We start from the raw sequence: 25,352 nt of genomic DNA, 5'->3' as shown, positions 1-25,352 counted from the left end.
GCGGCTCAGGTCTTCGGGTTCGGAGCCCTGGGCGCATCCGCCGTCATCGCGGTGTCCGGCTCGCCCGGCGCCGCGTCCGCCATGTCCAGCCTGCCCTCGGCGTCCGGGGCGAGGACGAGCTGCCAGTCATGGGTGCCGAGGACGACGCGGTCCGTCTCGCAGCGGACCTCCATCTCCGCGTCCTCGATGGTCCAGTCACCCACCCAGACTGTCGTCTTGCGGATGCACTCCGTCTCGCCGCACTCCTCGGTGTCGGCGACCCAGACGCGCCCCTCGGGGACGGCGGGGCAGGAGAGGGGCTCGGCGTAGCGGAGGCGCGGGGCGTCGATGGCCTCGGGGTCCTCCATGAAGAACTGGGACTCGTCCGCGACGCCGAGCGGCTCGGCCATCTCGTCGGGGGCGCCCTCGGCGTAGGCGGCCTCCTCGGACTGCGCCAGCGCCACGGGCGCGGCCAGCCAGCCACACAGCAGCGTCGCCTTCCAGACCCTCGTCGTCCACATGCCACGTACTCCCTGCCGCGGGTGTGTGTCCGCGGCTCTCGGGAGGGGTGTTGTGCAAGGGGCGGACCGGACCTTCGTGTGGCTGGGAAGCCGCGCTCCGCATGGAGCAGTCCGGGGTGGACCTGCCCCGACCGCCTCTCCGCTCCCTTGCTTCCGCGCTGCTCTTTCCATCCACACGCGCCACCCGCAATTTCAATCCAGGGAGAGGGGCGGCCCATGAGGGAGGAGAAGATCTTCGTCAGCTATCGCCGGGAGGACAGCGCCGGCCATGCGGGACGACTCTACGACTTTCTCGCGGGCCACTTCGGCGCGACCCAGGTCTTTCAGGACATCGACAGCATCGAATTCGGAGAGGACTTCCTCGAGACCATCCAGCAGGCACTGAGCGAGTGTGACGTCCTCATCGTCATCATCGGGAAGCAGTGGGCCACCATCCAGGACAAGCGGGGGCGCCGCCGACTCGATCTCCCGGATGACAGTGTGCGGCTGGAGGTAGAGACGGGACTGGCGACCAACCTCCGGGTCATCCCCGTGCTCGTCCAGGGCGCGACCATGCCCTCGGCGGAGGAGCTTCTCCCGTCACTCGCCCAACTGGCGCGCCGCCACGCCATCGAAGTCAGCGACAGCCGGTTCCAGTACGACGTCAACCGGTTGTGTGCCTCCATCGAGCATGCACGCAAGGAGATGGAGACGAGGCAGAAGTCGACGCCCAGGTCCGAGCCTTCCCCTCCGGAGAGCCGACCATCGACTGTGCCTCCACCTCCTGAGGCACCTCGGCTGTCCATGTCTTCGCGCTCGGAGTCACCTAGGCCGACGCCCCCGAGGCTCGCGCAGGGACATGGGCCATCCATGCCCTTGACCGCTCCACCGCTCGCGGAGGTTCCTCGACCGTCCATGCCCGTGCACCCGCAGCCACCCGGGCCGACCCACGTGACGTCCATGCCGGAGCCTGGACAGCCCCCTCCTGCGCTTCGGAGAGAACCCGGCGGCGCCGAGCAACATCCACGCCCCCAGGGGGCCCCGGTCAAGAGCCGCTGGGGCCTCTCGTGCTTCGCCCTGGGGGTGTCCATCTTCGGCATCTTCGAATACGGGATAACTGTCTTCTTATTATTCTTCGCCCTCGACCCCAGCGACGTTCCGGGCGCGTACCCTTTGCAGAGACCCGAATCCGAGAGCGTCCTGCTCGTCTCGGTGGTGGCGACCCTCATGAGCATCGCTGCATGCAGAGATGCGTTGAGGGCGAAGAGAGCGCTCAAGAGGGACGACATCGGTGGGGCAAGCGCAGCCGCGAACAAGGCCATGAGGTCGAGCCTCATGGCGCTCGTGAGCACTGGGATCGCCCTCACCTACTACTTCTTCATCTCGTGGCTCTACAGCCGTTGGCCGGACGAGGCATTCGGCATGTTTCTGATCTATTGGATTGCCGCCACGATGGCCTTTCTTATTTCCGGGACGGTGGCGGCATGGGGCGAAGGCCGGGTGAATCCAGGGGGCGCGGTCCTGCCGCCACCAGCCCCGGGGCCGGATTCCAGGGGACTCGGATGAAGGTCGAAGCGTGAGCGCAGGTGTCACGAGACGTATCTCCTTCCGGTGCCGGGCGATTTTCGCGGAATACCCAAGCCCAAGACGCGGTGCGTTGTTAGCTTCCCGTATGTATGGCCCGACTGCGTGTGTTGGATCCGCCCCTGCGTCGTGACGTCCGCCTGCTTGGCAGGCTCCTCGGTGAGGTGCTCGTCGAGCAGGAGGGCCAGGTGCTCTTCGACCTCGAGGAAGAAGTCCGGCGCCTGGCGATTCAGCGCCGCCGGGGCCCCATGGCGGGCCGGAGGGCCGCGGCGGCGGAGTTGGCGGAGGTGCTGGAGCGCCTGCCGCTGGAGCGCGCCGAGCCCGTGCTGCGCGCCTTCTCCGTCTACTTCCAGCTCGTCAACCTCGCCGAGCAGCACCACCGCATCCGCCGCGCGCGCGAGCATGCGAGCTCGACGGAGTCGCCGCCCCAGCGTGGCTCGCTGGAGGCCACGCTGCTGACGCTCAAGACGGCCGGCGTGCCCGCGGAGCGCGTGCGCGAGGCCATCCGCGCCATGCGCGTGACGCTCACCCTCACCGCGCACCCCACGCAGGCCGTGCGGCGCACGCTGCTGGAGAAGCTGTACCGCATGGCCGGGCTCCTGGAGGAGCGCGACAGGTGCGAGCTGACGCCACGCGAGTCCGCCGACAACCTGGAGTCCCTCCGCGAGGAGATCACCAGCCTGTGGCAGTCGGATGAATTGCGCCGCGAGCGCCCCACCGTGGGCGACGAGGTGAAGAACATCCTCTGGTACGTGGAGGAGGTCCTCGCCGAGCAGATTTCCCTCGTGCCCGAGCTGATGGACTGGGCCTTCGAGCGCGCCTACGGAGAGCCGCTCGGGCCGGCGGGCACGCCCGTGCGCGTCCACTCGTGGGTGGGCGGAGACATGGACGGGAACCCGCTGGTGACGCCGGAGGTGTTCGCCGACACGCTGCGCGCCCATCGCGCCCGCGGGCTGCGGCTGTTGCTTCGCGAGCTGGAGGAGCTCGGAGGCCGCCTGTCGCAGTCGTCTCGTCACGCGAGGCCGTCCGAGGAGCTGGAGGAATCCCTCGTCCGCGACGCGGCGGACCTGCCCGAGGCGGAGCGCCGCCAGGGCCCGCGCACCATCGGCGAGCCGTGGCGCCGCAAGCTGCGCTTCATCGAGGAGCGCCTGCAGCGCGCGCTGAGCCACGTGACGGCGCAGCGCGCGGGTGAGTCGGCTCCGATGCCCGCGGGCGCCTACCGCACGCCCGAGGCACTGCTCGCGGACCTGGACCTGCTGGCACGCTCGTTGGAGGAGGCGAAGGGCTCGCACGCGGGGCTGCGGCAGGTGCGGCGCATGCGCGAGCGGGTGTGCGCGCTGGGCCTGTCCCTCGCGGAGCTGGAGGCCCGCGTGCCGGCGGAGGACGCGGTCAGCGCGGCGGCGTCACTGAACGGAGGCCCCACGCCCACGGAGGGTGGAGCGCGGCTGCTCGCGGTGCTGACGAAACTGCGCGAGGCCCAGGCCGAGTCCGGCGAGCCGGCCTGCCGCACGCTCATCCTCAGCATGGCCAGCACGGCGGATGACGTGCTCGCGGCCTTCCGCTGTGTGAAGCACGCGGGCCTGTGGGACGAGAAGCGCGGCTGCGCCACCGTGGACGTGGTGCCCCTCTTCGAGCAGCTCGGCGCGCTGGACTCGGGGCCGGACGTGCTGCGCACGCTCTTCGCCAACACCGAGTACCGTCGCCACCTGACCGCGCGAGGCGTGCAGGAGGTCATGGTGGGCTACAGCGACTCCGGCAAGGAGGTGGGCCTGCTCGCGGCGAGCGCGGCGCTCCAGCGCGCGCAGATTGCGTTGACGGAAGTCGCGCGCGCGGCCGGCGTGGCCCTGCGCCTGTTCCACGGGCGCGGCGAGTCCGTGGCTCGCGGTGGAGGCCCCGCGCAGGAGGCCATCCTCGCGCTGCCTCCGGGCGCGGTGGCGGGTGGTTACAAGGCGACGGAGCAGGGCGAGGCGCTGGACCACAAATACTCCCGGCCCGAGCTGGCGCGGCGCACGCTGGAGCTCATCCTGGGCGGCGTGCTGCTGCACACGTTGGACGCGCAGCCGCGCCCGTCACCGGAGCACGAAAGCACCTTCCGCGCCGTGTTCGACACGCTGGCCGAAACGGGCCGGCGCGAGTACCGCGCGCTCGTCTGGGAGGACCCGCACTTCCTGGAGCTCTTCACCGCAGCGACACCGGTGGAGGAGATTGCGTCGCTGCCCATCGGCTCGCGCCCCAGCAAGCGCAAGGCGGGAGGACTGGAGACGCTGCGCGCGATTCCGTGGGTGTTCGCCTGGACGCAGAACCGCGCCATCCTCCCGGGGTGGTACGGCGTGGGCTCGGCGCTGGAGGCGTACGCCAAACAGGAGGGCGGGGCGGCGATGCTCAAGCGCATGTACCGCGAGTGGCCCTTCTTCCGCACCGTCATCGACAACGTCACCATGGTGCTCGCCAAGTCGGACATGGCGATTGCGGGCCGCTACGCGAAGCTGGCGCCCCCCTCCACGAAGGCGCTGTGGCGGCGCATCCAGCAGGAGCACCGGCGCACGCGCAAGCAGGTGAAGCGGCTCACGGGAGAGCTGCGGCTCCTGGACAACAACCCGTCGCTGCAGCGGAGCATCTCCCTGCGCAACCCCTACGTGGACCCCATGTCCTTCCTCCAGGTGGAGCTGCTCAAGCGCAAGCGCCAGGGAGAGCCCGATTGTGACCGGCCGCTATTGCTCACGCTCAACGGCATCGCCGCCGGTATGAGGAACACGGGGTAGGAAGAGAGAGGACGGGATGCCGAGGGACAACTTCAGCGTGGTCGAGGTCAACCGCAAGCACGGCTTCGCGAGGCTGCGCCCGGAGAAGGGCGAGGGCCTGTTCAACGCGCCGCTCTATCCGGACGAGGACTCCGGAGTGCCTCGCATGCAATTGCGCGAGGGAGACCGCGTGGCGGGCCTGCGTCGCGGCCAGTCCGTGTCCGAGCTGGAGTGGGTGTCTCGCGCGGAGCCGCCCTACGAATTGGTGGAGCGCATGGGCGAGCTGCTCGCGAAGCTGGAGCGGTGGGACGTGCGGATTCCCTCCACGGCCTATGATTTGGCCGAGCACCACTGGCGCGAGAGCAAGGACGACCCGATGCACCTGGAGCTGCTCTCGCAGATTCCGACGTTCTTCGACTGGGAGGCTGCCCACCCGTACGAGGACGCCTCGCTGCTGGAGCGGCTGGAGGCGGCGATGCAGCCGTACCTCCCGGGCTTCCAGGTGCAGCCGCTCGAGGGGCGAGCGGCCTTCAGATTCCAACCCACGGGTATCGAGGTGGATGCAGGGGAGGGGACACGTGACGACCCGAGCCCCACCTTCAAGCCGCTGCTGATGCAGGTGAATGGGCTGCTCGAAGGCGCGGGCGCGCCGGTGCGCTGGGTGCCCACGAAGGAGGACTGGCTGCTCGCGCCGCCGGGGCTCGCCGAATTGCTGGTGCTGCACGGGGTGATTGGCCCGCGCCAGTCGTGAGGGCTACAGCCCCCCCTGCTCGCGGAGGACGCGCACCACCTCGGCGGCCATGACCTTGTGGCCCGCGGGGCTGGGGTGGATGCCGTCCGCGCCCAGTCCCTCCAGGAAGAGGTGCACGTTGTCCGGCCGGCGCATCACCGCCTCCAGGTCGATGACGTCCGTACCGGTGCCGCCCTTTCGCAGCCAGTCGTTGAAGGCCACGCGCTGCACCTTCACCGCCGCGTACGAGCCGAAGTTCGACTTCTCCTTGGGCAAGAGCGTGCTCACCCACACCCGGCAGAAGGGCCGGAGCCGCTCCACCATCCGCAGCATCCGCGCCTGCGCCTGCGCCAGGGCGCCCTCGTTGCCCAAGTCATTCGTGCCCAGCAGCACGATGCAGTCGGTGATGCCCTCCAGCGAGAGCACCTCACCGTCCAGCAACTCCAGCGCGTCGTAGAAGCCCTGGCCGCTCACGCCCGAGTTCACCACCGGCACGCCGAGCTCCGCCTCCACCAGCGCGGGCCACGCGTTGCGGGTGTCGTTCTTCATGTCCATGTAGCCCTCGGTGATGCTGTCACCGAGGGCCACGAAGGCCCGGGTGGTGGGGCCCTCCACCTCCACCGTCGCCACGCCCACGGAGCGCTCGAAGGGCTGACCTCCCATCGCCCCGGGCGTCGTCGAGAACGCCCCCGGACGCGCGAAGCTGCCGGGGAAGGCATCGATGGCGCTCGCCGCCACCGCGCCTCGCACCTCGAAGCTGATGTCCAGGTCGTCGCGGAACGTCACCGGGAAGTCCACCGGGTCCGACGTCACCAGCGTGCGCGCGGGCGCGGTGAAGCCCGCCTTGCCGTCGAAGGTGAGCGACACCGGCGTGGACGCCAGCGCGCCTTCGACACCCGCCTTCGCCACCGTGGCCCGCTGCAGCGTCAGCGTCCCGTCGCCAGAGCGGAACGTCACGCGGATGCGCCCGCCCTCGCGCCCCACGGGCACGCGCAGGCGGAACGTCATCATCCCGCCCACGCTCTCGGACCAGCGCAGCGCCTGGTGGAAGCCGGGCTGGAAGGAGTCGGGCGGCGCGGGTGGCGGTGCCGGAGGCGGCGTCTCGCGCACGCGGCGTTCATCGTTCAACACCAGCGCGGGAGCCACCTCCAGCGGCTCACTCGGCGCGGACACCATGGACGCGCCGTCGTCTCCCGGTGGAGCCTCCTCTGGGAGCTGCCCGCCCGTGCTGTCCGCGCACGCCAGCAGCGCACTCCCCGCGCACACCAGGACTCCGAGCCACGCCCGCCACACTCGCATCCCCTCGCCCTCCCGGCGCTAGACGATGCGCACCCACCTTGGCCGTGACGAGCGGGTTGACTCCGACGCGACACCCACCCGTGACGCCTGCCTGGAGGCTCGCCTGTCAGGAAGCAGGGACGCGCCGTTCACCGGCCAACAGCGCCACGGCGCAAGTGGGAGTGTTCACAGGTTGAAGCCCACGTTCCCGACGGAGATGGACGGCCCGAAGATGAAGGACCAGTGACTCGACGGGACGACGGTCTCCATGTTCGGGTCCCCGTTCGTCCGCCGTTTGATTTCGTCGCGGAACTCGTACGCCACCCATGCCTGGGCGCCCACGGCCGCGCCGGGGCCAATCGGCACGCGCAGGCCCACGCCTCCGACGACGGCGAGCGTGGGGGGAAACTGGATGTCTCCCGACTGCGGCACGAGCCCCAGCCCCATCAACCCCAACTCGATTCCGAGCAACCGCTCCTTGCCCTCGTCATTGAGGAGCGCGAGGCGGGACACGAGGCCGAAGTTGATGTTGAGCTGCCCGGTGGGCTCGGTGGCGCGGTAGAGGCCGGCGGGGATGGTGGCCGTCGTGTAGAGCCGGAAGAGGCCGCCCTTCACGATGACCGTCCACTGCGCGGAGGGCAGGCCCGTGCGGTCCGTGGTGCTCAGCGCGTAGCGGGACTCGTCCGCCACGTGGGACACCTGCACGAGGATGCGGTCGTACTGCGCGAGGTTGCCCGGGATGGGGATGGCGCGCTCGTCCCCCTCGGGGCGCAGGAACATGCGCTGCTCCACGTGACTCTCGGAGCGCGCGGAGCCGTCCACCTTCGTGACGTCGATGCGGAGCTGGACCTCCTGGTTGCCCTCCTCGGGCTTCAGCCGCTCGCGGTGCACGATGACGCGGCAGGTGTTGCGCATCTCGTACGAAATCCGATGGGGCCGGCTCGGCTCCAGGCGCGCGTCCTTGCCGGTGTCGTCCGCGCAGACGAGCTCGAAGAGGTTCTCCATCTTCGCGGGCACGCTGGCCTCACGCACGAGCCGCTGCACGCGCTCGTTGGAGAAGGCCAGGTCCGTGGTGGCGAGCTCTCCCGGCAGCGACGGCACCTGGTAGCCGAAGCGCAGCGCCACGAAGCCTCCCGCGGCCGCCTCTCCCTGCGCGAGCGTGGCGCCGTCCTGCGTCGTCACGGTGTACGCGCCGGCGAGGGGACGCAGCGAGAAGCGTCCCTGCTCCGTCGCGGCGGCCACCTGCACGCGGGCGGGGCGGTTGGTGGGGATGAAGTCGATGAAGCCGTGGCCGGGCAGCTCGAGGGTGGCGCGCGGGGCGGGCAGGGGCACCGTCTTCACCGTCTCGGAGGCCACCACCGTGCCGTCCTGCCGCGACGTCAGCGCGGTGATGACGGCCTGCGGGTCCGGCAGGCCTCCGGTGCGCAGCAGCACGTACGTGCCTTCCGCCCTCACCACGCGCTCCACGCGGGCGCGCTGGTTGTTCACCGTCCACACCAGCGCGCGTGGGTCATGCGCGCAGGCCGCGTCCAGCCGCACCACCAGCGCCGAGTCCTCCACGTCCCGCAGCGCCGTGCCATCCACCACCGCGAGCGGGCAGGCCAGCACGGGCAGCGTCGCGGACAGCACCTGCTCCAGCGCGTCGCCCTTGGCGAACAGCACGCGAGGCGTCAGCCGAAGCCTCAGGGTGACGGTGGCGTCCACCCCGGGGACGTTGCGGACGGAGATGACGCCTTCGCCCACCTCGCAGCGCACCAGCCCGCAGTCCACGGTGGCAATCGCCTCGGAGTGGCTGACGGCGACGGAGCCCGGGCCCCTCGACACGTCGATGCCGCTGGACAGGACGAGCGGCTGGGTGAGGACGACGCGGCCGGGGCGCACACGCTGGGACTCCGGGTCCACCACGCGCCCGTTGGCGTCGTACGTCGTCACGTCCGGACCGCGCCGGCCGTGCGGGGGAATCCAATACAGCGCCGCGTCCGTGGGCAGGCCCTGCGTCACCGGCACGGCGCAGTCCACCGGCCCCTTGCCCGGGGACGGCGTGAGGCAGACGTCCTGTCCCTCCATGGGCGTGCTCCGCGCCTCGCCGCGCGGCATGCCGCTCCAGGCGATGCCCACCTCGAGCAGCCCCGTGCCCCGCAGCTCCAGGCGGCCGTCATCCGGATAGAAGGACGTCGCCGCCGCGTCGATGCGGGGCAGGGGACCGGTGGCAATCAGCGTGACGGAGGATTGACTGGCGGCGCACTGGTCCGCGTTGTCGGCGACCTTCACCTCCTGCGTCCGTGCGTCGTCGTCCGGCTTCGAGGGCGGCTGCACGGAGCGGCCGTCCTCCGCCAGCGACCAGCCGCCGCGCAGCGGGCCACACACCACGCCCTTCGAGATGGCGGGCACCGCCCTGCCGCCCTCGGGCACCTGGATGACGGGGGCGGCGGCGGAGAGGCCCGAGAGCAGCAGCGACGCGAAGAAGAGGGGCCGTGCGGGATGCATGTACCCATTCCCAAAGCGGACGCGCCCGCAACGGTCAAGCCCCATCTGCCCCACCCGGCGTCGCGACAATCGTCGGATGGCGGAGCCGCTGTCCTTCTCGGGGTCGGAGTTGGCTCACATCTTCCGTGTCCCCACCCTATCCAGCCCGTGAGCCCGTGCTCGACGGGCTTCGACAGGAGGGGAAACCATGTCCAGGCGGACAATCGCGAACTGGGTCTTGCTGGGAGTGCTGGGGCTTCCGGGAATGCTGATGGCCGAGCCCCTCGAAGAGTGGACGGCGAGGACCCTCCATGTGGCGAACAACGCCGTGGACAGTGCGACGTGTGGCTCCAGCGAGCGTCCGTGTCGCTCCCTCAGCCGCGCCATCGCCAACGCCCGCGAGGGGGACCGCATCCGGGTGGGCCCCGGACGCTATGGCGACCTGAATGGGGATGGAGACTTCAGCGACCCCGGCGAGGAGGCGGCCGAGGTGGACACCGGCTGCAGGTGCATGGTGCTCATCGACAAGCGCCTGCGAATCGAGTCGACCGACGGCGCCGCCGCCACCGTGCTCGACGCCGCCGGTGCGCGGCTGGACGTGGTCAACATCACCGCGAGCCGCGTCGTCTTCGGTGGGAATGGGAGGGGCTTCACCCTGACGGGCGCCCGGAGGACGGGCGACGATGACGGCATCGGGCTGCACGTGCTGCCCGGCACGCGGGACGTAGAGGTGACGGGCAACATCGCGGACGATGACCGGGACGCGGGCTTCCTCCTCCAAGGGGAGCATCACACGCTCCGCGACAACCTCTCCCACGAGAATGGGCACGGCTTCATCATCGGCTTCACGCAGGAGGGCCACCGCGTCTCGGGCAACGTGGCCACGTCCAACGGCACGGACGAGAACTTCGGCCATGGCTTCATCATCGGCCTGGGTGACGGCTTCTCCATCGTGTCGAACAGGGCCATCGGCAACGACGGCGTTGGATTCCTGCTCTCCTCCGCCGGTGGCACGGGCTACGTCTTCACGGACAACGACGCCATCGGGAACCGGGGCACGGGCATCTGGGTGCTGACCTCGCAGGTTCCGAGCCTCGTGCTCCGGAGGAATGACCTCTTCGGGAACCTGGGTGAGGCCGTGGGCGGCTTCTTCCCGCCGATGCCCAACTGCGGCCTCGTCAACGACTCCGGGAACACCGTGGATGCGACGCGCTCCTTCTGGGGCGCACCCACCGGCCCGGGCCCCGACCCGGCCGACGACGCGGGGCCGGGCTCCATCTGCGACCTGAGCGGGACGACGCTCGTGGTGCCGTTCAGGACGCGCCCGGGCTTCAGCGGAGCAGCGTCCCCGGAGCCGCCCGGCGATGGCGCGCGTGTCGACGGCCGCTGACCCGCGTGGCCCCTCCCCTCGGTGACGAGGGGAGGACAGTGCGGCTCACGGAACGCAGGCGCCCACGCCGGGGTTGCCGTTGATTTCGCGGCACGTGCCGGTGGCGCACGCGGGTGTGCCTCCCACCTTGCACAGCGGGCGGCAGGTGAGGCCGCCGCCGGCATTCACGCAACTGCTCCCCGGGGCGCACTGGTTGCTGAAGTCGCACGACTCGCCCTCACGGCGCGTGCCGCTGCCCGCGCACACCGGACCGGACATGGACGGGTAGCAGCTCAGTGGAGATGCGCAGTCCTCCGCGAAGGGGTCGCACCGCGCCGACGGCGGGCCGCACACCAGCGGCAATTCGGACGTGCCCTCCAGCCGCAGCACCGTGTTGCACTCGCTGGAGTTCCCGCACGTGGGCGTGGCGTGGCACAGCCTCCGGCAGGAGAAGACGGTGCCGCCGTCCTCCAGCCGCGCGTCCTTGCAGAACAGGCCCGCCGCGCACGTGTCGTAGGCGAGCCCTCCGTCCGTGGGCGCCAGCGTGCAGGGCGCGCCTTCTGCCTCCGAGCCCGGCTCCACGCACCTTCGCCGTGTGGCCGCGCCTTCCGTGACGTACGTGCACCGCTGGCCCTGCGCGCAGTTCTGGAGGACGACGTCGCACTCGGCCGCGAAGCACCGGCTCCCCGTGCCGCCGTCCGGCAGATCCGCGAAGTGGCAGCTCTCCCCGGTGCCGCAGCCCTCCTGCCGGGCCACGTTGCACGCGAACTCCGAGCCCCTCCCACCGTCCGTCCCCCCGTCACCGCCCGTTCCACTGTCCGGGTCCGGACGTACCCCGGCGTCGTCGGCGGTACCGGGCCCATTGCCCTTGTTGTCGTCACTACACCCCGCCGCCCAGAGCGCCAGGGCCAGGGTTCCAGTCAACACCACGAGGCGCGCACGCATCCCAAGCTCCCGAATGAAGTACACGGGGACATAGCCACGTGATTCGATTGTGGGGGCCCCCTTGAATCACGCCTGGAAAGCAGCGGACACTTGAGGTTCGGCAACCCAGGGGGTCGCGGGTGCGCATGACAAGCAACAAGGTGGCGGACGACATGGCAGGCGGGGACGTGAGCGCATTCGCGAACCGGCGCACGGATGAGCGCGTCGCAGCTCGCTTCGAGGTCCGCTTCGCCGAGGTGCAGGACGCGGCCCGCGCGCTGCGGGCCTACTCGCTCAACATCTCCGCGGGCGGCCTGTGCCTGCGCACGCGCAAGGCCTACGACGTGGGCGCGCAGGTGCGCCTGTCCATGGTGATTGCCGGCGAGGAGTTCCACGTCAACGGCATCATCGCCTGGGTGCGAGACGAGGCCGAGGCCATCGGCGTGCGCTTCACCGACGTGCCCGACGACGACCGCGCCCGCCTCCAGCGCGTGGTGGACAGCTTCAAGCGGTAACGCAGAGAGGGGCCCGTCAGCCAGGGGCCCCCGGGGCGAGGGCCCTCCACCGGCGCGGGCCTTCCGTCAGCGCCGGCTTCCGTCAGCGCCGGCTTCCGTCTCCAGGTGGCGGAACACACCCGAGTCGATTTCGGAGAAGCCACAGGCGGCGTAGAAGCTGCGCGTCTCCGGCGTACTCGTCATGGGCGAGACGAGCTGGAGCTGCCGCACGCTCAGCACCTTGCAGCGCTCCAGAATCTGCTTGATGAGCGCCCGGCCCACGCCGCGCCGGCGCCACGTCTCCGTCACCACCAGCTCATCGATGGTGGCCACGCGGCCGCGCAGGCGGAGCTGCGGCCGGTGCGAGAAGGAAATCATCCCCACGGGGCGGTCCTGTGGATCCCCGGCGACGAAGATTTCAATCTCCGGATGGCTCACCACCCAGTGCACGGTCTGTTGGTCCGTGCCCTGGGGATACCCCAGCTCACGGAGAAGCAACGCCATGGCCTCGGCGTCGCCCCTGCGGGCGCGGCGGATTCGGAAGGCGGGCGCCTCGGCGGCGCCAGCTGCGGGGCTGACGGTGCGAACGATTGGCTGGGACAAGGCAGTTCGGAGTCTAACGAAAGGGCCGCCGTACCTTCAAAGAGGAACGGCGGCCCTCGTCCCCGTCGGGCGGGGTGATTGTGGGTGCGGCGCTTACGGCTGCTCGGCCGCGAGCTTACGGATGGCGTCGGTGATGTCGTTCTGCTGGGGCACGGACGCCATCTCCAGGCTGTCCGCGAGGCCGATGCCCGGGATGAACTTGCCGGCCAGCAGCCGCGGCGGCGCGAGCAGCGAGTAGAACAGCTCCTCCACCGTGCGGCGCACGAGGTGCTCCCCGAAGTTCGTCACCTCGGTGTCCTCGTTGACGTAGAGCACGCGGCCCGTCTTCTGGACGGACTCCTTGATCATCTCCCAGTCGTAGGGCCACAGCGAGCGCAGGTCGATGACCTCCGCGCTGATGCCCTCGTCGGCCAGGGACGCGGCCGCCTTCGCGCACAGGGGCAGGGTGCGGCCGTAGCTGACCACCGTCACCTGGTTGCCCTCGCGCACCAACTTGCCCTTGCCGAAGGGCACCGCGTACTCCTGCAGCGTCGGCCACTGCGCCTTCCACTGCGAGCGGTCGCCCAGCGGCGCGTCAATCATCTTCGACAGCTGGCGGTCATCGTCCGGCTCGCCCGGGATGCGCTCCTCGCCCTTCACGCGCAGCAGCGCCTTGGGCTCGAGGAACATGACGGGGTTCGCGTCCTTGCACGCGGTGATGAGCAGCCCGTACGCATCCAGCGGCGTGGAGGGCATGACCACCTTCCACCCGGGGATGTGGGTCATCGTCGCGTCGAAGGAATGCGAGTGGTAGATGGACCCGCGGATGCCGCTGCCCACCGGCGTGCGCACCACCATGGGCATGTTCCAGTCGCCGTTGCTGGCCCAGCAGGTGTTGCCCGCCAGCTTGAGCAGGTCGATGGTGTTGTAGACGTAGTCGCAGAACTGGATTTCGGCGACGGGCCGGCCGCCACCCATGGCGATGCCCATGGCCGCGCCGATGATGCCGCGCTCGTCGAGCGGCGAGTTCCACGTCGTCTTCAGGCCCTGGGTGCACGTGAAGACGCCGCCGAGCGGCATGCCCACGTCCTCGCCGAAGATGTCGGTGACGCCAAGGTTCTCCTCGGCGTAGTGGAGGGCCATCCGGATGGCCTGTGCCATGTTGGCCATGGGTTACTTGTCCTCCGCGTAGATGTGCTTCCAGATGGAATCGGGGGAAGGCTGCGGCTCGTCGCGCGCCTGGCGGGCGGCGGCGGCCAGTTCCTCGGTGTAGCGGTTGCGCAGGTCGTCCATCTGCTGGCGGGTGAGGATGCCCTCCCGCTCCAACCGCTCCTCGAACTGCTTGAGGCAGTCCACCTCGTTGCCCACGAAGTTGGCGCCGGAGGCGGAGGAGTGCCCGTACAGGCGCGACACCATGGCCTCGATGAAGTACGGCTTGCGCTCCTTGCGCACGTACTCCATGGCCTCCTTCAACTCGGTGTAGGCCTCGATGGGGTCATTGCCGTTGATGGTCTTCGCGGGCATGCCGAAGGCCCGGGCCCGGTCGGCGACGTGCTTCTCGCCGTGCTGGTCGTCACCCGCCGTGGAGATGCCCCACTTGTTGTTGGTGACGATGATGAGGAGGGGCAGCGGGTTGGCGGGGCGGGTGCTCCACACCAGGCAGGACGCGAAATCGCCCTCGGCCGTGCCGGCGTCGCCGCCGGTGACGATGGTGATGCCGTCACCGCCGTGGCGCTTCTGCATCATGGCCGTACCCGGAGCGATGGCGTACTGCACCTCGATGGGCGAGGACACCGGCGCCACGTTGTACTTCTTGAGCGAGAAGTGGCCCGCGAAGTTGCGGCCGCCGGAGTAGGGGTCCGTGGCCGTGTTCTTCATCTGCCGCAGCGCGCCGATGGGCTCCTCGCCGAGCGCGAGGATGGTGCCGGACTGGCGGTAGTGCGCGTGCAGGTAGTCGTACGCGGGGCCCTGGCCCTTCTTCATCAAGAGGCCGAGCGGAACGTTGAACGCTTCCTCGCCGGGGCCGCCAATCCAGAAGTACCCATGGCCCTGCTTGTACATCTGGATGAGGCGCTCCTCGAGGGCGCGCGTTTTGACCATGAGGTCGTGGATGCGAAGCAGCAGCTCCTTTTCGAGCTGGAGCGGCGCGGACGCTTCTTTGATGAGACGGGGACGGGACACGCGCGAGCTTCCTCTGGCTGGAGGGGACGCCCCTATAACCCGGATGCGCCCCCTCCGCTCAAGGTCGCAGATGGGTCTCCTGGCGAGCCGTCAGGCGGAAGACGCCCTCTGATGCGACGCGGCAATCAGTGCCGCTCATTTCACTTAGAAACTGTGTCGGTCACTAACGCGCCCGGCCGTGACGCAGCTCGCCCGCCCGGCGCGCGAGCGGGCCCTGGCCCGAGGCCGCGGCGCGCTCGGAGATGAGGACGAGCGTGTCATCCGACAGGTGCGAGGCGTGAGGGCCGGACAGCAGCGCCTCCAGCTCCTTGAAGCGCTTCAGCTCCAGCAGTGCCTGCGCCAGCGCGTGTCCCGTCCGTGGCGCAGGTGACACCGCGAAGGCGGACTGGAGCGGACGCACCGCCATCGCCGCGAGCCCGCTCGCCAGCAACATCTCTCCCACCATCGCCGGGTCGTGCGGCCCCTCGGGCTCTTCGGGCTCTTCGGGCTCCGGCGCCGGCGCCGGCAGCGTCGTGGGCGCGCGGCGGGGCTCGGGCTCGCTTCGCAGCTCGCGCATCAGCCGCTCCATGGAGACGGAGCCGGCCTCCTCCGCCGGCTCGTACCGCGGGGTGACTCGGACGCGGCGCGAGGGCAGGGCGGCGCTTCGCTCGAAGCGGAAGTGCGTCGGCGTCCGGAGGAACTGCTCCACGTTCATCACCCCGAACGTCAGCGCGAGCAGCCCCATCCACAACTGGCGCCACCAGACGGCGAGGACAATCACCCCCAGTGCAGTGACGATGCCGATGCCGAGCAGCACCTTCTCGTAGCGGTAGCCGCTGCGCGCCCGCACCGCCGACGCGAGCAGGTGGCCTCCATCCAGCGGCTGGAGCGGCAGCAGGTTGAACAGTCCCCAGCCCACGTTGACCCAGAGGAGGTCGTGCACCATCTCTTCCACCAGGCCGCCCTGCTGTCCCAGCGGCGTGTACCGCGAGAGCGCCCACACGAGCCCGCCCAGCAGGAAGCCCATGCCCGGCCCCGCGAAGCTCACCCACGCGGACTGTCCATGCGTGAGCCGCTCCGCGTCGTGCCCCGTGGTGGTGCCGCCCATGCCGTGCAGCACGATCGACGCCGGGCTGCCGTAGCGGCGGTAGGCCAGTGCGTGCCCCATTTCGTGGAGCAGCACGGAGACGAAGACCACGCCCATCCACAGCGCCAGCCGCCCGGGCGACTGGAACAGTCCCCAGCCCGAGGTGAACGTGATGACGAAGAACAGCAGCTGGACGCGGACCGGAAAGCCGGCCACGTGGAAGTGGGGCCGCATGGCGCCTCCAATGCTAACCGTCGCTCTCCGGCGACGCCCGGTGAAGCCCCGAGGCAGGCCTCGACACCGTGCGTGAAGTGATTTCTTTGGGATGCTTCACTTCGGCCGCCCTCTTGAGTCACAGGGCGGTGGAGCCGTCCCTGTCCCCAGGGGGGCGGGGTCTCGCGAAGCAGGAGAAGTGAGATAGAGTCGCGGCTCCCCCGCTCCCTGCTCGCGCGCCTGCGCGACCCACTGGGTGTGCCCTTGTCCAGCACCAACACGCGTCTGAAATCCGCGCCCCCGTCCGCTGATGCTCCGGACGCAGCCCCGCCGCCCGCCGAGCGGACGGGCACCCGGGAAGTCACCGCCACCGGTACCGGTACCGGTACCCGCGAGTCCACCGCCACGCGCCTGACGGGCCCCCTGGGCCTGGGCGCCGAGGCCACCAGCACCCTCATCGCCCCGCTGGAGGCCGGTGAGCTCCCCAACGTGGCCGCCATCCGCGGGCCCCGGCTGGACCAGATTCTGCTCCTCACCACCGGCGTGCTGGTGGTGCTCATCGTCGGCCTGCTCGCGGCGCTGTCCGTCGCCTCCACGCAGTCCCAGTTCGAGGAGACGGCGCTCCGCTCCAAGGAGCGCATCCAGGAGCAGGCCCGCGAGCTCGGCCAGACGGTGGGGCAGACGATTGCCCTCACCTCGGCCACCAACCTGCGCGACAACAACTACGCCTTCCTCGAGGAAGTCGCCGGCTCCATCGTCAAGACGAACCCCAACATCCTCCGCGTCCAGATTTTCGACCCGGACGGCGTGAAGATGGCGGACAGCGAGAAGGACGCCGCGAAGGAGGAGGGCGCCGCGGGCAACAGCGGGCGCACGGCGGAGCGGCGGTTGGTGAGCGCCTTCTACCGGGGGCAGCCCATCTCCGAAATCCAGGAGCCCATCGACTACGGCTCCAGCAGCGGCAAGGGGCTGGTCGTCATCAGCTACTCGCTGGGCGGCCTGCAGAAGCAGCTCGAGACGCTGGAGCAGGACAAGCGCGCCACGGTGCGCGCCAACACCGTGCGCATGCTGGGCCTGGGGCTGGGCTTCGTCGTGCTGGCGGGCGTGCTCGTCGCGTTCCAGAGCCGGCGGATTACGCGGCCGCTGGGCATGCTCACCGGCAAGGTGATGCAGCTCGCCGCCGGTGACTTGAGCGCCCGCGCCGGCACCGCCCGGGGCGCTGGCCGCGAGGTGCTGACGCTGGGCGTGGTGTTCAACCACATGGCCGAGCGCATCAAGGTGCTCCTCGACGACGTGCGCGCCAAGGCGCAACTGGAGCGCGACGTGTCGCTCGCGCGTACCGTGCAGGAGACGCTGCTGCCCGGCCGAGACGCCGTGCAGGTGGGCGCGGTGCGCATCGCCGGCCTCGTCGTCACCGCGGACGCGTGCGGCGGCGACTGGTGGTTCCGCGCGGGCCTGGACGAGCACCGCGTCGTCATCGGCATCGGCGACGTGACGGGCCACGGCCTGTCGACGTCCCTGGTGGCCACCAGCGCCACCAGCGGCTTCGCCTCGGCGATGACGCTGCGCGAGCCCTCGCAGGTCAATGCGCAGATGCTGATTACCGCCCTCAACGTGACGCTGGCCAACGTGGGCCGCGGCGAGCACCAGATGTCCAGCGCGCTGGCCGTCATCGACGTGACGAACGGCGCCATCGACTACGCGGCGGGCGCGCACCCCAGCCCGCTGGTATTCAACCGGCACAGCGGACAGGTGGCGTCGCTGCCGGCGCGCGGTCCGCTGCTGGGCGCGTCGGTGACGTCGCAGTTCACCTCGCGCCAGGCGCAGCTGCGCCCCGGGGACATCGTGGTCTGGTACACGGACGGCCTCACCGAGGCGCGCGATGCCTCGGGCAAGCTCTACGGCACGCAGCGTCTCGCCGCCGCCGTGCAGGCCAACGCCCACCTGTCCGCGGAGGCGCTGCGCGACATGATTCTCGCCGACGCTCGCGCCTACAGCGCCGGCCTGCCGCAGCGCGACGACATCACCGTCGTCGTGGCCGAGTTCAGCCCCGCCGCCTGACCTTCCTTACGGAAAACCGCTCTCATGCGCCGCACACCCCGCACCCCACGGCCGCGCCGGCTCGTCCCGGCGCTCGCGCTGCTGGCCTCCCTGGCCGGCCCTTCCGCGCTCGCGCAGTACCGCCCTCCACCCATGTCCGAGTCGCAGCGGCTGGTGAAGGAGGGCGAGACGGCCCAGGTGGCCGCCAGCGCCGCCAGCGCCTCCGGTGACAAGAAGGAGGCAGAGGAGAAGTACCGCAAGGCCCTGGCCCTCTTCGAGCAGGCGCTGGCCACGGAGCCGGGCTCCGTCGCCGCCGCCGCGGGCGTGGGCGCCGCCGCCAACGGCCTCCAGGACTGGCAGCGCACGGTGGACAAGGTGAAGCCCGTCATGGCGGCCAACACCGGCGAGCTGTCGCTGGCGTACCCGCTGGGCGTGGCCCTCTACAAGCTGCGCCGCTTCCCGGAGGCGGTGCCGCTGATGGAGCAGGTGGCCGCGTCGGACTCGGCGGACTACCTCATCGTCCACTACTACCTCGCCAGCTACTACCTCTACGCGCAGCGGGGCGACGCGGCGGTGACGAGCCTCCAGCGCTACCTGGCGCTGCGCCCCTCGAAGCTCGCGTCCAACGACTTCCAGATTCACGAGCTGCTGGGCCGCGCGCACGTGCTGCGTCGGGACGTGGCGTCGGCGCGTGCGTCCTTCCAGCAGGCGCAGGCGGGGCGGCCGGAGTCGCCCTCCGTGCAGCTCGGCCTCGCCAGCGTGCTCGAACTGGAAGGCAGGGTGCCGGAGGCGCGCACGCTGCTGGAGGGCGTCACCACGCGCTTCCCGCAGGCCGCCGAGCCGAAGGAGAAGCTGGCGCGGATGTACCTCGCGGCCGGTGAGGTGCCGCGCGCGGAAGGGCAGGCGCTGGCGCTGGTGAAGCTGGGCAGCACGCCCGCCGCGCACCTGCTGCTGGGTGACGTGCGGCTGGCGCAGAAGAACGCGGCCGCCGCGGAAGGGGAGTTCCGCAAGGTGCTCGAGCTCCAGCCCGGCCTCGTGGTGGGGCAGCTGGCGGTGGGCAAGGCGCTCCAGGCGCAGGGCCGGCACGAGGAGGCCATCCAGTTCCTGGAGGCCGCGGTGAAGGCGGGCGGCAACAGCCTGGAGCTGTGGGCCAACCTCGGCTCCGTCAACCGGCGCGCGGGCCGCTACCAGCGCGCGGTGGAGGTGCACCGGCGTGTGCAGGAGATGGCGCCCCGGCAGGCACTGGGCTGGGTGCTGCTCGGCGCGGACCACTTCGCCACCGGCCAGTGGGACCAGGCCATCGAGGACTACTCCAGCGCGCTCCAGGTGGAGCCGGACCACGCCGGCGCGAAGCAGTGGCTGGCCCGCGCGCTGGCCCACCGCGCCCGCGACAGGGCCGGTGGCGGACGCATGGACGACGCCGTGCGGGATTTGCGCCGCGCCTACGATTTGGACCGCACCGCGCCCATGGCCCGCCGGCTGGGCGCCGCGCTGCTGGAGACGCGCGCCTTCGCCGACGCGCGCAAGGTGATGGAGCAGGGCGCCACGCTGCCCGGCGCCACGTGGCGCGAGGCGCTGCTGCTGGGCTACACGCGGCTGGGCGCCGGTGACGCGCAGGCGGCGCTGGAGGCCTTCAACCGCGCGGGCAAGCAGACGGAGGAGCCGGACCAGCAGGCCGAGGCCTCCGTGGGCGCCGCGCTCGCCGAAGTCGAATTGGGCCAGGTGGACGCCGCCGTGCAGCGGCTCACCGAGGTGGGGCCCTCCAAGGCCGCCGAGAGCGTGGCCGAGGCCAACCTGCCGCGCGTGCTGGTGCGCCGCGCGCTGGCCCGGCTGGAGTCCGGCGACGCCGAGGGCGCGGAGAAGGATTTGGAGGCGGTGGACCGGCTGGGCGTGGGCAAGCGCCCGGACCTCGCGAAGCTGGCCCTCTTCACGCGCGGCCTGGCGCGCGCGGAGTCCGGCCGCCACGCGGAGGCGAGCGCCGCCCTGAAGAAGGCCCTCACGCCCGCGCAGAAGTGGGCCTGGCCCAACACGCGCGCGCTGGCGGACGCCTTCGTCCTCTACAAGAAGGGGCAGGTGGCCGCGGCGCGCAAGCAGCTCACCGCCGCCTCGAAGAAGCCCATGCCCGGACAGCCCAAGTGGCTGGCGGCGATGACGGGCGCGCTGCACCGCCGCGAGGCCTCGCTGGCGTACGGCTCCGGCAACATGAAGCTGGCGGAGAAGGCCCTCAAGGCCGCGCTCGCGCTGGACGCGGACGACGCGCTGGTGCAGCACAACCTGGCCTGCGTGGACTGGCGCAAGGGGAAGACTTCGGACGCGCTGGCCACGTGGAAGCGGCTGGAGACTTCCGTGCCGGTGGCCGCGCTCAACCTCGGCATCGACGCGCAGGAGCGCCGGCATGACCCGGCCGAGGCCGTGGACGCCTGGCGCCGCTACCTCGCCGCCGGCTCGGGCCCGCGCGTGGCCCAGGTGCGTGAGTGGAAGGAGCGCCTGCAGGGCATCTACGGCATTGCCGAGCCCGCGGGCAGCGCCACGCCGGCCGCCACCGCGGAGGAGACGCCATGATGAAGACGAAGGCACCTCGCATCCTCGTGGCCGGCCTCGCGCTGGCCTGCACCCTGGCCGCCGTCCCCGCGGGCGCGGCCGAGAAGAAGGCCACCGTGGGCGTCTTCCTCGCCACCACCCTCACGGACGGCCAGGAGCGCTTCCAGTACGCGGAGGCCCTGGCCGCGAAGCTGGGCGAGTCGCTGGAGCGCCCCGTGGCCGCCAAGAGCTTCGGCCGCTACGAGGACTTCGCGCGCGCCGTGTCCGGTGGGCTGGTGGACTTCGCGGTGGTGGACGCCTGGGCCGCCGTGCAGCTCGGCTCGCGCGCCACGCCCGTCGCCTGGGCCTCGCGCTCCGGTGAGACGCAGCAGCGCTGGGCGATTGTTTCCACGCAGAAGGGCACCGTGAAGGACCTCGCCGGCAAGCGCCTGGCGCTGGTGAAGGGCGCGGGCCCCGCGGACCCCAAGTTCGTGACCCACGTGGTCCTCGGAGGAGACCTGGACGCCCAGCGTCACTTCAAGGTGACGCCGGTGCCCAACGTGGAGTCCGCCCTGAAGATGCTGGAGGCGAAGGGCGCGGAGGCCGCGCTCGTGCCGCTGGCGCACGTGCCCAAGGACAAGGACGTGCGCGTCCTCTTCCGCAGCGGCCGGGTGCCGGGCGCGGTGCTGGTGGACCTGCGCGGCAACGCGGAGGCCCTCGCCGGAGTGCTCGGCACCGTGGGCGCCGTGGCCCCCTTCGACACCTTCACCCGCGTCCAGGGCCGTGACTTCGAGGACTTCCGCAAGCTCGTCACCCAGGGGCCGCCGCGCCGGCAGCCCGTCCTCGCCGAGCCGCCCGAGCAGCACGTGGACGTCGGCGCCCTGGTCCGTTCCGACGAGCTGGGCCCCGCGTTGCCGCCCTTCGCCGGGGACCTCGCCGTCTCCGCCGAACAGCCTGATGACTGAGTGGGTCCGGGCCCGGAACACCTGGGTCCTCGATAACTTCTTGAGTTTCAGGGAATGAGAGCCACTGACTTGGCCCGGCGTTGTCTCTGGGATAGCTTCCCGCCCGACGGTACGGGTGAGCAGGGAATTCGAGGTCCGCGAGGACAGCGCAATCCTGCCGCTGGTGTCCGCCAACCGGGGCGTACGTACAGGACCGTGGGTGTTTCCCCCGCACTCGCGGATGTGAGAACGATGCACACAACTGTGTACGGTGAGCCGCGGCAAGGCGCGGTGAAGACTCTTTCAGGGCGCCGCCAGTTCCGGGCGCTCTGGCTGTCCGTGATGGTGTGCGCGCTGGCCGTCACCGGCCTCGGGAGCACCGAGGCCCGCGCCCAGGACGCCGCGGCGGAGTCGGCGCCCAAGGTGAAGCGCAAGAAGCGCACGACGCCGAAGAGCCCCACCACGCCTCGCGCCACGCGGACGAAGACGAAGTCCCGCAAGGCCACGAAGGCCGCCACGCCCGCCGCCACGTCTCCCGCCGACGAGGAGATTCCGGTGCTGGGCGGCAACGGCCCGTCCACGGATGATCCGCTGACCGCCGCGCCCGTCGCCGCCGAGCCGCCCACGCCCCTGAGCCCGAACCCGCACTCCAGCGAGCCGCTGCCGGTGGCCTCGCCGGGCTCGCCCATGACTTCTCCGGGCGCCTCCATGGCCACACCGGCCGTGGGACACGCGGACTCCCCGGCGAGCGCCACCACGGTGCCCGCCAGCGGCAAGCTGCCCGCGGCGTCGTCCCCGGTGGCGGCGCCCGCGCCGTCCTCCAACGTGCCCATCAGCGCGCCGTTCGCCGAGCCCACCATGGACCGGCCCCTGCCGCCTCCGTCCGGCCTGGCCGGGCTGCCCGGTGGGGACCCGCTCGCGGGCGGTGACGCGCTCGAGGAGTCCGTCAACCGCGTGCTGAGCGAGGCCGTCGTCACCACGGCGTCCAAGCGCAACCAGCGCATCGCGGACGTGCCCCTCACGGTGTCCTGGATTCCGGCCGAGGAGCTGGAGGGCACCGGCCAGTTCTCGCTGTGCGAGGCGATTCAATACTTCCCCGGCATGGAGTGCCGGCGCGGCTCCATGCGCAAGGCGGCGGTGAGCGCGCGCGGACTGGGCTCCAACTACCTGTCCAACCGCCTGCTGCTGCTGAAGGACGGCCGCCCGCTGACGGACCCGTGGACGGGCCAGTTCTACGCGGACGAGACGACGCCGCTGACCAACCTCAAGCAGGTGGAGGTCATCCGGGGCCCGGGCTCGTCGCTGTACGGCTCCAACGCCTTCAGCGGCGTCATCAACATCATCGAGCGCCAGCCCGGAGACCTCATCGAGAAGGGCAAGAACGTCGGCGCCGAGGCGCGCGTGCTGGCGGGCCAGGACCAGACGTGGCGCCTGCACGGCACGGTGGCCGGGCGCGGTGGTCCGGTGGAGGCGCTGCTCGGCTACTACGGCTACGGCTCGGACGGGCCGCAGCTCTTCAACGACCCCAGCGTGGGTCGCGTCGACACCAACGAGGACTCGCTGGTGCACCAGGTGAGCGGCAAGGTGCGCGTGGGCCCGCTGGCGCTGGACGCGGACTACACCGACGCGGAGATTGGCCGCCCGGGCGGCACGCACATCTCCACCGTGGGCAACTGCGGCCGCTGCCACTACACGCCCGACGACACGGAGAAGGTGCAGAACCTCAACGCCGCCGCGCAGGTGGACCAGCAGGTGACGGAGAACCTGCGCGTCTTCGGCCAGGCGTACGCCCTCTTCAAGCGCCGCGACGTGTTGATGGAGAACGCCTTCGGCGGCGACCCGCAGCGCGCGCTCGGCAAGCGCCGGCGGCTGGGCGGCGAGGCTCGCGCGCTGCTGTCGCTCGGTGACCTCAACGTCACCTTTGGCGGCGACGTGAAGCACGACAATGTCAACGTGCCCAACGTGCTGCCGGAGCTGACGCTGGACGACACGCAGCAGACCATCTTCGGCGCCTTCGTGGACGCGGAGTACCGCCTCTTCAACCGGCTCGTCTTCGGCGCGGGCGCCCGGTACGACGCCTACCAGATTCCCGAGAAGGTCTGGACGCAGCGCACGGGCCAGCTCTCGCCGCGCGCCAGCGTGGTGTTCCACGCCGTGCCGGAGCTGCTCACGCTGCGCACCAACTACGGCCGCGCCTTCCGCGCGCCCACGCTGGCGGAGCTCGCCATCAACCAGCAGATGTACGCGTCCACCCTCATCGGCAACGCGAACCTCGCCGCCGAGACGCTGGACACCTTCGAGGCCTCGGTGGACTTCTGGCCGTTCGACCGGCGCGTGCGCCTGACGGGCACGGGCTTCTACAACCTGGCCAAGAACTTCATCAATCAGGAGCTGGTGTTCGGCTCGGTGTCCCAGTTCAAGAACCTGGGCGACGCGCGCGTGGCGGGCTTCGAGCTGGAGGCGGCGGCGCAGATTCCGTCCATCAACTCGTCCTTCGACGTGGCCTACCAGTTCCTGGACGCGAAGTCGGTGCCGTACGGCGACGGGCCCGAGTCCCCGCTGGACTACGCGCCCAGCCACCGCATCTACGCGCGCGGCCGCACCAACATCGGCAAGGTGGCCTTCGCGGAGCTGTACGCCCTCTACGTGGGGCAGCGCTTCGACCCGGGCTTCCTCGTGGACGAGACGACGGGCCAGCCCACCACGCGCGTGCGGCTCCCCAGCTACATCACCGCCGGGGCGCGCGTGGGCTTCAACGTCTACGAGGGCATCTCCGTGTCCTTCCTCGGCTCCAACCTCTTCAACGGGAAGTACGAGGAGTCGCACGGCTTCCCGGCGCCTCCCCAGTCCTTCTTCAGCGAAGTCAAGGTTCGCTACTAGGCCTTGAGTACCGCGCCCCACCTGGAGGCCAACGGCCTCCTGCTGATTGCAGACGAGTCGCTGTCTCCCGCGCAGTTGGAGCAGGCGGCTCCCGTCCTCGTACAGGGAGGCGTGGCCTTCCACCAGGGGCCGGTGCAGGCCGCCGGCCCTCGCCGGCTGGTGCTCTTCGACGGGAAGCTCGCGCCGGCGCACGCCGACCTGCTGCGCCGCGAGCCGCCCGCGCTGCTTCTGGCCACGCGCGGCCCGGACGGCCGCCCCGCCGCGTGGGAGGTGCGCCTGTTGGGCGCGCTGCTGCGCGGCGGGCCGCTCTTCCCGGAAGGCGTCGCGGTGACGCGGCACCGGCTCCAGCGTGTTTCAGACATCAACACCGTGGCGGACGCGGCGTCCGCGGCGGTGGGACAGGCGCGGGGCTCTCGCGTGGCGGCGGGGCTGGTGGCGGACGTGGTGCACGAGTTGGCCGTCAACGCGCTGCTGGACGCACCGGTGGATGCGAAGGGCCAGCAGCGCTACGCGCATCGGCGCACGGAGGTGATGGAGGTCGCGGAGGAGGACGCCTGCGAGTTGTCACACGCGGTGGAGGACGGCCGCATGTGGCTGGAGGTGGTGGACCGCTTCGGCGGGCTGCGTCCGGGGCCGTTCGCCCGGGCGCTGGACGGGTGGGGGGGACGGGTCCGGGTCGACGCCTCGGGTGGGGGGGCGGGCCTGGGGCTGCGACGCATCCTGGAGCACTGCGCCACGGTGGCCGTGCGCGTGTCCGTCGGACATGAGTCGCGAGTGCTGTGCGTGGTGGACCTGGGCGACGCGCGCCGCCGCGCCGCTCAGCCGAAGTCAGTGTTGTTCTGTCTGCAATGAGGTCAGGGC

Annotated in this window: 18 protein-coding genes; 10 read left to right on the top strand and 8 right to left on the bottom strand. The window is 71.0% G+C overall.

The window, feature by feature from the left end:
- Window positions 1-5: 5 nt before the first annotated feature.
- A complete protein-coding gene (locus ACVTJA_RS33450; RefSeq protein ID WP_465825636.1) occupies window positions 6-500 on the bottom strand; it encodes a hypothetical protein in 495 nt (164 codons plus the stop codon).
- A gap of 216 nt (window positions 501-716) precedes the next feature.
- Between ACVTJA_RS33450 and ACVTJA_RS33445 the strand changes: the two genes are divergently transcribed.
- The 3 genes from ACVTJA_RS33445 to ACVTJA_RS33435 all read left to right on the top strand — a co-directional run bounded on the left by ACVTJA_RS33445 (window position 717) and on the right by ACVTJA_RS33435 (window position 5,555).
- On the top strand, window positions 717-2,045 hold the full coding sequence (locus ACVTJA_RS33445) for a toll/interleukin-1 receptor domain-containing protein (RefSeq protein WP_465825635.1): 1,329 nt from the start codon (window positions 717-719) through the stop codon (window positions 2,043-2,045).
- A 110-nt stretch (window positions 2,046-2,155) separates the two neighbouring features.
- A complete protein-coding gene (locus tag ACVTJA_RS33440) occupies window positions 2,156-4,825 on the top strand; it encodes a phosphoenolpyruvate carboxylase (RefSeq protein ID WP_465825634.1) in 2,670 nt (889 codons plus the stop codon).
- Window positions 4,826-4,841: 16 nt separating this feature from the next.
- Window positions 4,842-5,555: a hypothetical protein gene (locus tag ACVTJA_RS33435; RefSeq protein ID WP_465825633.1), complete on the top strand. Its 714-nt coding sequence runs from the start codon at window positions 4,842-4,844 to the stop codon at window positions 5,553-5,555.
- Between the two features lie 3 nt (window positions 5,556-5,558).
- Here ACVTJA_RS33435 and ACVTJA_RS33430 read toward each other — a convergent pair whose 3' ends face one another.
- Entirely contained in the window at window positions 5,559-6,833 is a 1,275-nt protein-coding gene (locus ACVTJA_RS33430) for an SGNH/GDSL hydrolase family protein (protein WP_465825632.1), read from the bottom strand.
- 165 nt (window positions 6,834-6,998) lie between these two features.
- Window positions 6,999-9,299 (bottom strand): hypothetical protein, encoded by a 2,301-nt coding sequence (locus ACVTJA_RS33425; RefSeq protein ID WP_465825631.1) that lies wholly within the window; start codon window positions 9,297-9,299, stop codon window positions 6,999-7,001.
- 187 nt (window positions 9,300-9,486) lie between these two features.
- Here ACVTJA_RS33425 and ACVTJA_RS33420 point away from each other — a divergent pair, with 187 nt between their 5' ends.
- Entirely contained in the window at window positions 9,487-10,668 is a 1,182-nt protein-coding gene (locus tag ACVTJA_RS33420) for a NosD domain-containing protein (protein WP_465825630.1), read from the top strand.
- 45 nt (window positions 10,669-10,713) lie between these two features.
- Here ACVTJA_RS33420 and ACVTJA_RS33415 read toward each other — a convergent pair whose 3' ends face one another.
- Window positions 10,714-11,592 (bottom strand): hypothetical protein, encoded by an 879-nt coding sequence (locus ACVTJA_RS33415; protein ID WP_465825629.1) that lies wholly within the window; start codon window positions 11,590-11,592, stop codon window positions 10,714-10,716.
- 125 nt (window positions 11,593-11,717) lie between these two features.
- Between ACVTJA_RS33415 and ACVTJA_RS33410 the strand changes: the two genes are divergently transcribed.
- On the top strand, window positions 11,718-12,086 hold the full coding sequence (locus ACVTJA_RS33410; protein WP_465825628.1) for a TIGR02266 family protein: 369 nt from the start codon (window positions 11,718-11,720) through the stop codon (window positions 12,084-12,086).
- A 66-nt stretch (window positions 12,087-12,152) separates the two neighbouring features.
- Here ACVTJA_RS33410 and ACVTJA_RS33405 read toward each other — a convergent pair whose 3' ends face one another.
- The 4 genes from ACVTJA_RS33405 to ACVTJA_RS33390 all read right to left on the bottom strand — a co-directional run bounded on the left by ACVTJA_RS33405 (window position 12,153) and on the right by ACVTJA_RS33390 (window position 16,128).
- Complete coding sequence (locus ACVTJA_RS33405; protein ID WP_465825627.1) at window positions 12,153-12,569, bottom strand: GNAT family N-acetyltransferase; 417 nt, start codon at window positions 12,567-12,569, stop codon at window positions 12,153-12,155.
- A gap of 192 nt (window positions 12,570-12,761) precedes the next feature.
- Window positions 12,762-13,817 (bottom strand): alpha-ketoacid dehydrogenase subunit beta, encoded by a 1,056-nt coding sequence (locus ACVTJA_RS33400; RefSeq protein WP_465825626.1) that lies wholly within the window; start codon window positions 13,815-13,817, stop codon window positions 12,762-12,764.
- 3 nt (window positions 13,818-13,820) lie between these two features.
- Window positions 13,821-14,828, bottom strand: coding sequence for a thiamine pyrophosphate-dependent dehydrogenase E1 component subunit alpha (locus tag ACVTJA_RS33395; RefSeq protein ID WP_465825625.1), 1,008 nt, complete (start codon window positions 14,826-14,828; stop codon window positions 13,821-13,823).
- 163 nt (window positions 14,829-14,991) lie between these two features.
- Window positions 14,992-16,128: a M50 family metallopeptidase gene (locus ACVTJA_RS33390; RefSeq protein WP_465825624.1), complete on the bottom strand. Its 1,137-nt coding sequence runs from the start codon at window positions 16,126-16,128 to the stop codon at window positions 14,992-14,994.
- Window positions 16,129-16,371: 243 nt separating this feature from the next.
- On the opposite strand from ACVTJA_RS33390, the gene ACVTJA_RS33385 reads away from it, so the two are divergent.
- Genes ACVTJA_RS33385 through ACVTJA_RS33365 form a run of 5 tightly spaced genes read left to right on the top strand, consistent with a single transcriptional unit; the run spans window position 16,372 to window position 25,343 of the window.
- Window positions 16,372-18,168 carry a PP2C family protein-serine/threonine phosphatase gene (locus ACVTJA_RS33385; protein WP_465825623.1) on the top strand — a complete coding sequence of 599 codons (1,797 nt, stop codon included), beginning with the start codon at window positions 16,372-16,374 and terminating at the stop codon, window positions 18,166-18,168.
- 24 nt (window positions 18,169-18,192) lie between these two features.
- Window positions 18,193-20,709, top strand: a complete 2,517-nt coding sequence (locus ACVTJA_RS33380; RefSeq protein ID WP_465825622.1) for a tetratricopeptide repeat protein — start codon at window positions 18,193-18,195, stop codon at window positions 20,707-20,709.
- Window positions 20,709-21,632 carry a PhnD/SsuA/transferrin family substrate-binding protein gene (locus ACVTJA_RS33375; RefSeq protein WP_465840568.1) on the top strand — a complete coding sequence of 308 codons (924 nt, stop codon included), beginning with the start codon at window positions 20,709-20,711 and terminating at the stop codon, window positions 21,630-21,632. The genes ACVTJA_RS33380 and ACVTJA_RS33375 overlap by 1 nt, the downstream gene beginning before the upstream one ends.
- A 54-nt stretch (window positions 21,633-21,686) precedes the next feature.
- Entirely contained in the window at window positions 21,687-24,491 is a 2,805-nt protein-coding gene (locus tag ACVTJA_RS33370) for a TonB-dependent receptor plug domain-containing protein (RefSeq protein WP_465825621.1), read from the top strand.
- Window positions 24,492-24,494: 3 nt separating this feature from the next.
- Window positions 24,495-25,343 (top strand): hypothetical protein, encoded by an 849-nt coding sequence (locus ACVTJA_RS33365; RefSeq protein ID WP_465825620.1) that lies wholly within the window; start codon window positions 24,495-24,497, stop codon window positions 25,341-25,343.
- Window positions 25,344-25,352 lie beyond the last annotated feature (9 nt).

It is taken from the genome of Pyxidicoccus sp. M6, from assembly GCF_055568925.1.
The sequence above is the reverse complement of the archived record's forward strand: the minus strand, read 5'-3'. Positions and strand labels throughout refer to the sequence as shown.

Excerpts from the sequence above, each read along its gene's own strand:
- ACVTJA_RS33450 (WP_465825636.1), bottom strand. The coding sequence starts at position 500 with ATGTGGACGACGAGGGTCTGGAAGGCGACGCTGCTGTGTGGCTGGCTG.
- ACVTJA_RS33445 (WP_465825635.1), top strand. The coding sequence starts at position 717 with ATGAGGGAGGAGAAGATCTTCGTCAGCTATCGCCGGGAGGACAGCGCC.
- ACVTJA_RS33440 (WP_465825634.1), top strand. The coding sequence starts at position 2,156 with ATGGCCCGACTGCGTGTGTTGGATCCGCCCCTGCGTCGTGACGTCCGC.
- ACVTJA_RS33435 (WP_465825633.1), top strand. The coding sequence starts at position 4,842 with ATGCCGAGGGACAACTTCAGCGTGGTCGAGGTCAACCGCAAGCACGGC.
- ACVTJA_RS33430 (WP_465825632.1), bottom strand. The coding sequence starts at position 6,833 with ATGCGAGTGTGGCGGGCGTGGCTCGGAGTCCTGGTGTGCGCGGGGAGT.
- ACVTJA_RS33425 (WP_465825631.1), bottom strand. The coding sequence starts at position 9,299 with ATGCATCCCGCACGGCCCCTCTTCTTCGCGTCGCTGCTGCTCTCGGGC.
- ACVTJA_RS33420 (WP_465825630.1), top strand. The coding sequence starts at position 9,487 with ATGTCCAGGCGGACAATCGCGAACTGGGTCTTGCTGGGAGTGCTGGGG.
- ACVTJA_RS33415 (WP_465825629.1), bottom strand. The coding sequence starts at position 11,592 with ATGCGTGCGCGCCTCGTGGTGTTGACTGGAACCCTGGCCCTGGCGCTC.
- ACVTJA_RS33410 (WP_465825628.1), top strand. The coding sequence starts at position 11,718 with ATGACAAGCAACAAGGTGGCGGACGACATGGCAGGCGGGGACGTGAGC.
- ACVTJA_RS33405 (WP_465825627.1), bottom strand. The coding sequence starts at position 12,569 with ATGGCGTTGCTTCTCCGTGAGCTGGGGTATCCCCAGGGCACGGACCAA.
- ACVTJA_RS33400 (WP_465825626.1), bottom strand. The coding sequence starts at position 13,817 with ATGGCCAACATGGCACAGGCCATCCGGATGGCCCTCCACTACGCCGAG.
- ACVTJA_RS33390 (WP_465825624.1), bottom strand. The coding sequence starts at position 16,128 with ATGCGGCCCCACTTCCACGTGGCCGGCTTTCCGGTCCGCGTCCAGCTG.
- ACVTJA_RS33380 (WP_465825622.1), top strand. The coding sequence starts at position 18,193 with ATGCGCCGCACACCCCGCACCCCACGGCCGCGCCGGCTCGTCCCGGCG.
- ACVTJA_RS33375 (WP_465840568.1), top strand. The coding sequence starts at position 20,709 with ATGAAGACGAAGGCACCTCGCATCCTCGTGGCCGGCCTCGCGCTGGCC.
- ACVTJA_RS33370 (WP_465825621.1), top strand. The coding sequence starts at position 21,687 with ATGAGAGCCACTGACTTGGCCCGGCGTTGTCTCTGGGATAGCTTCCCG.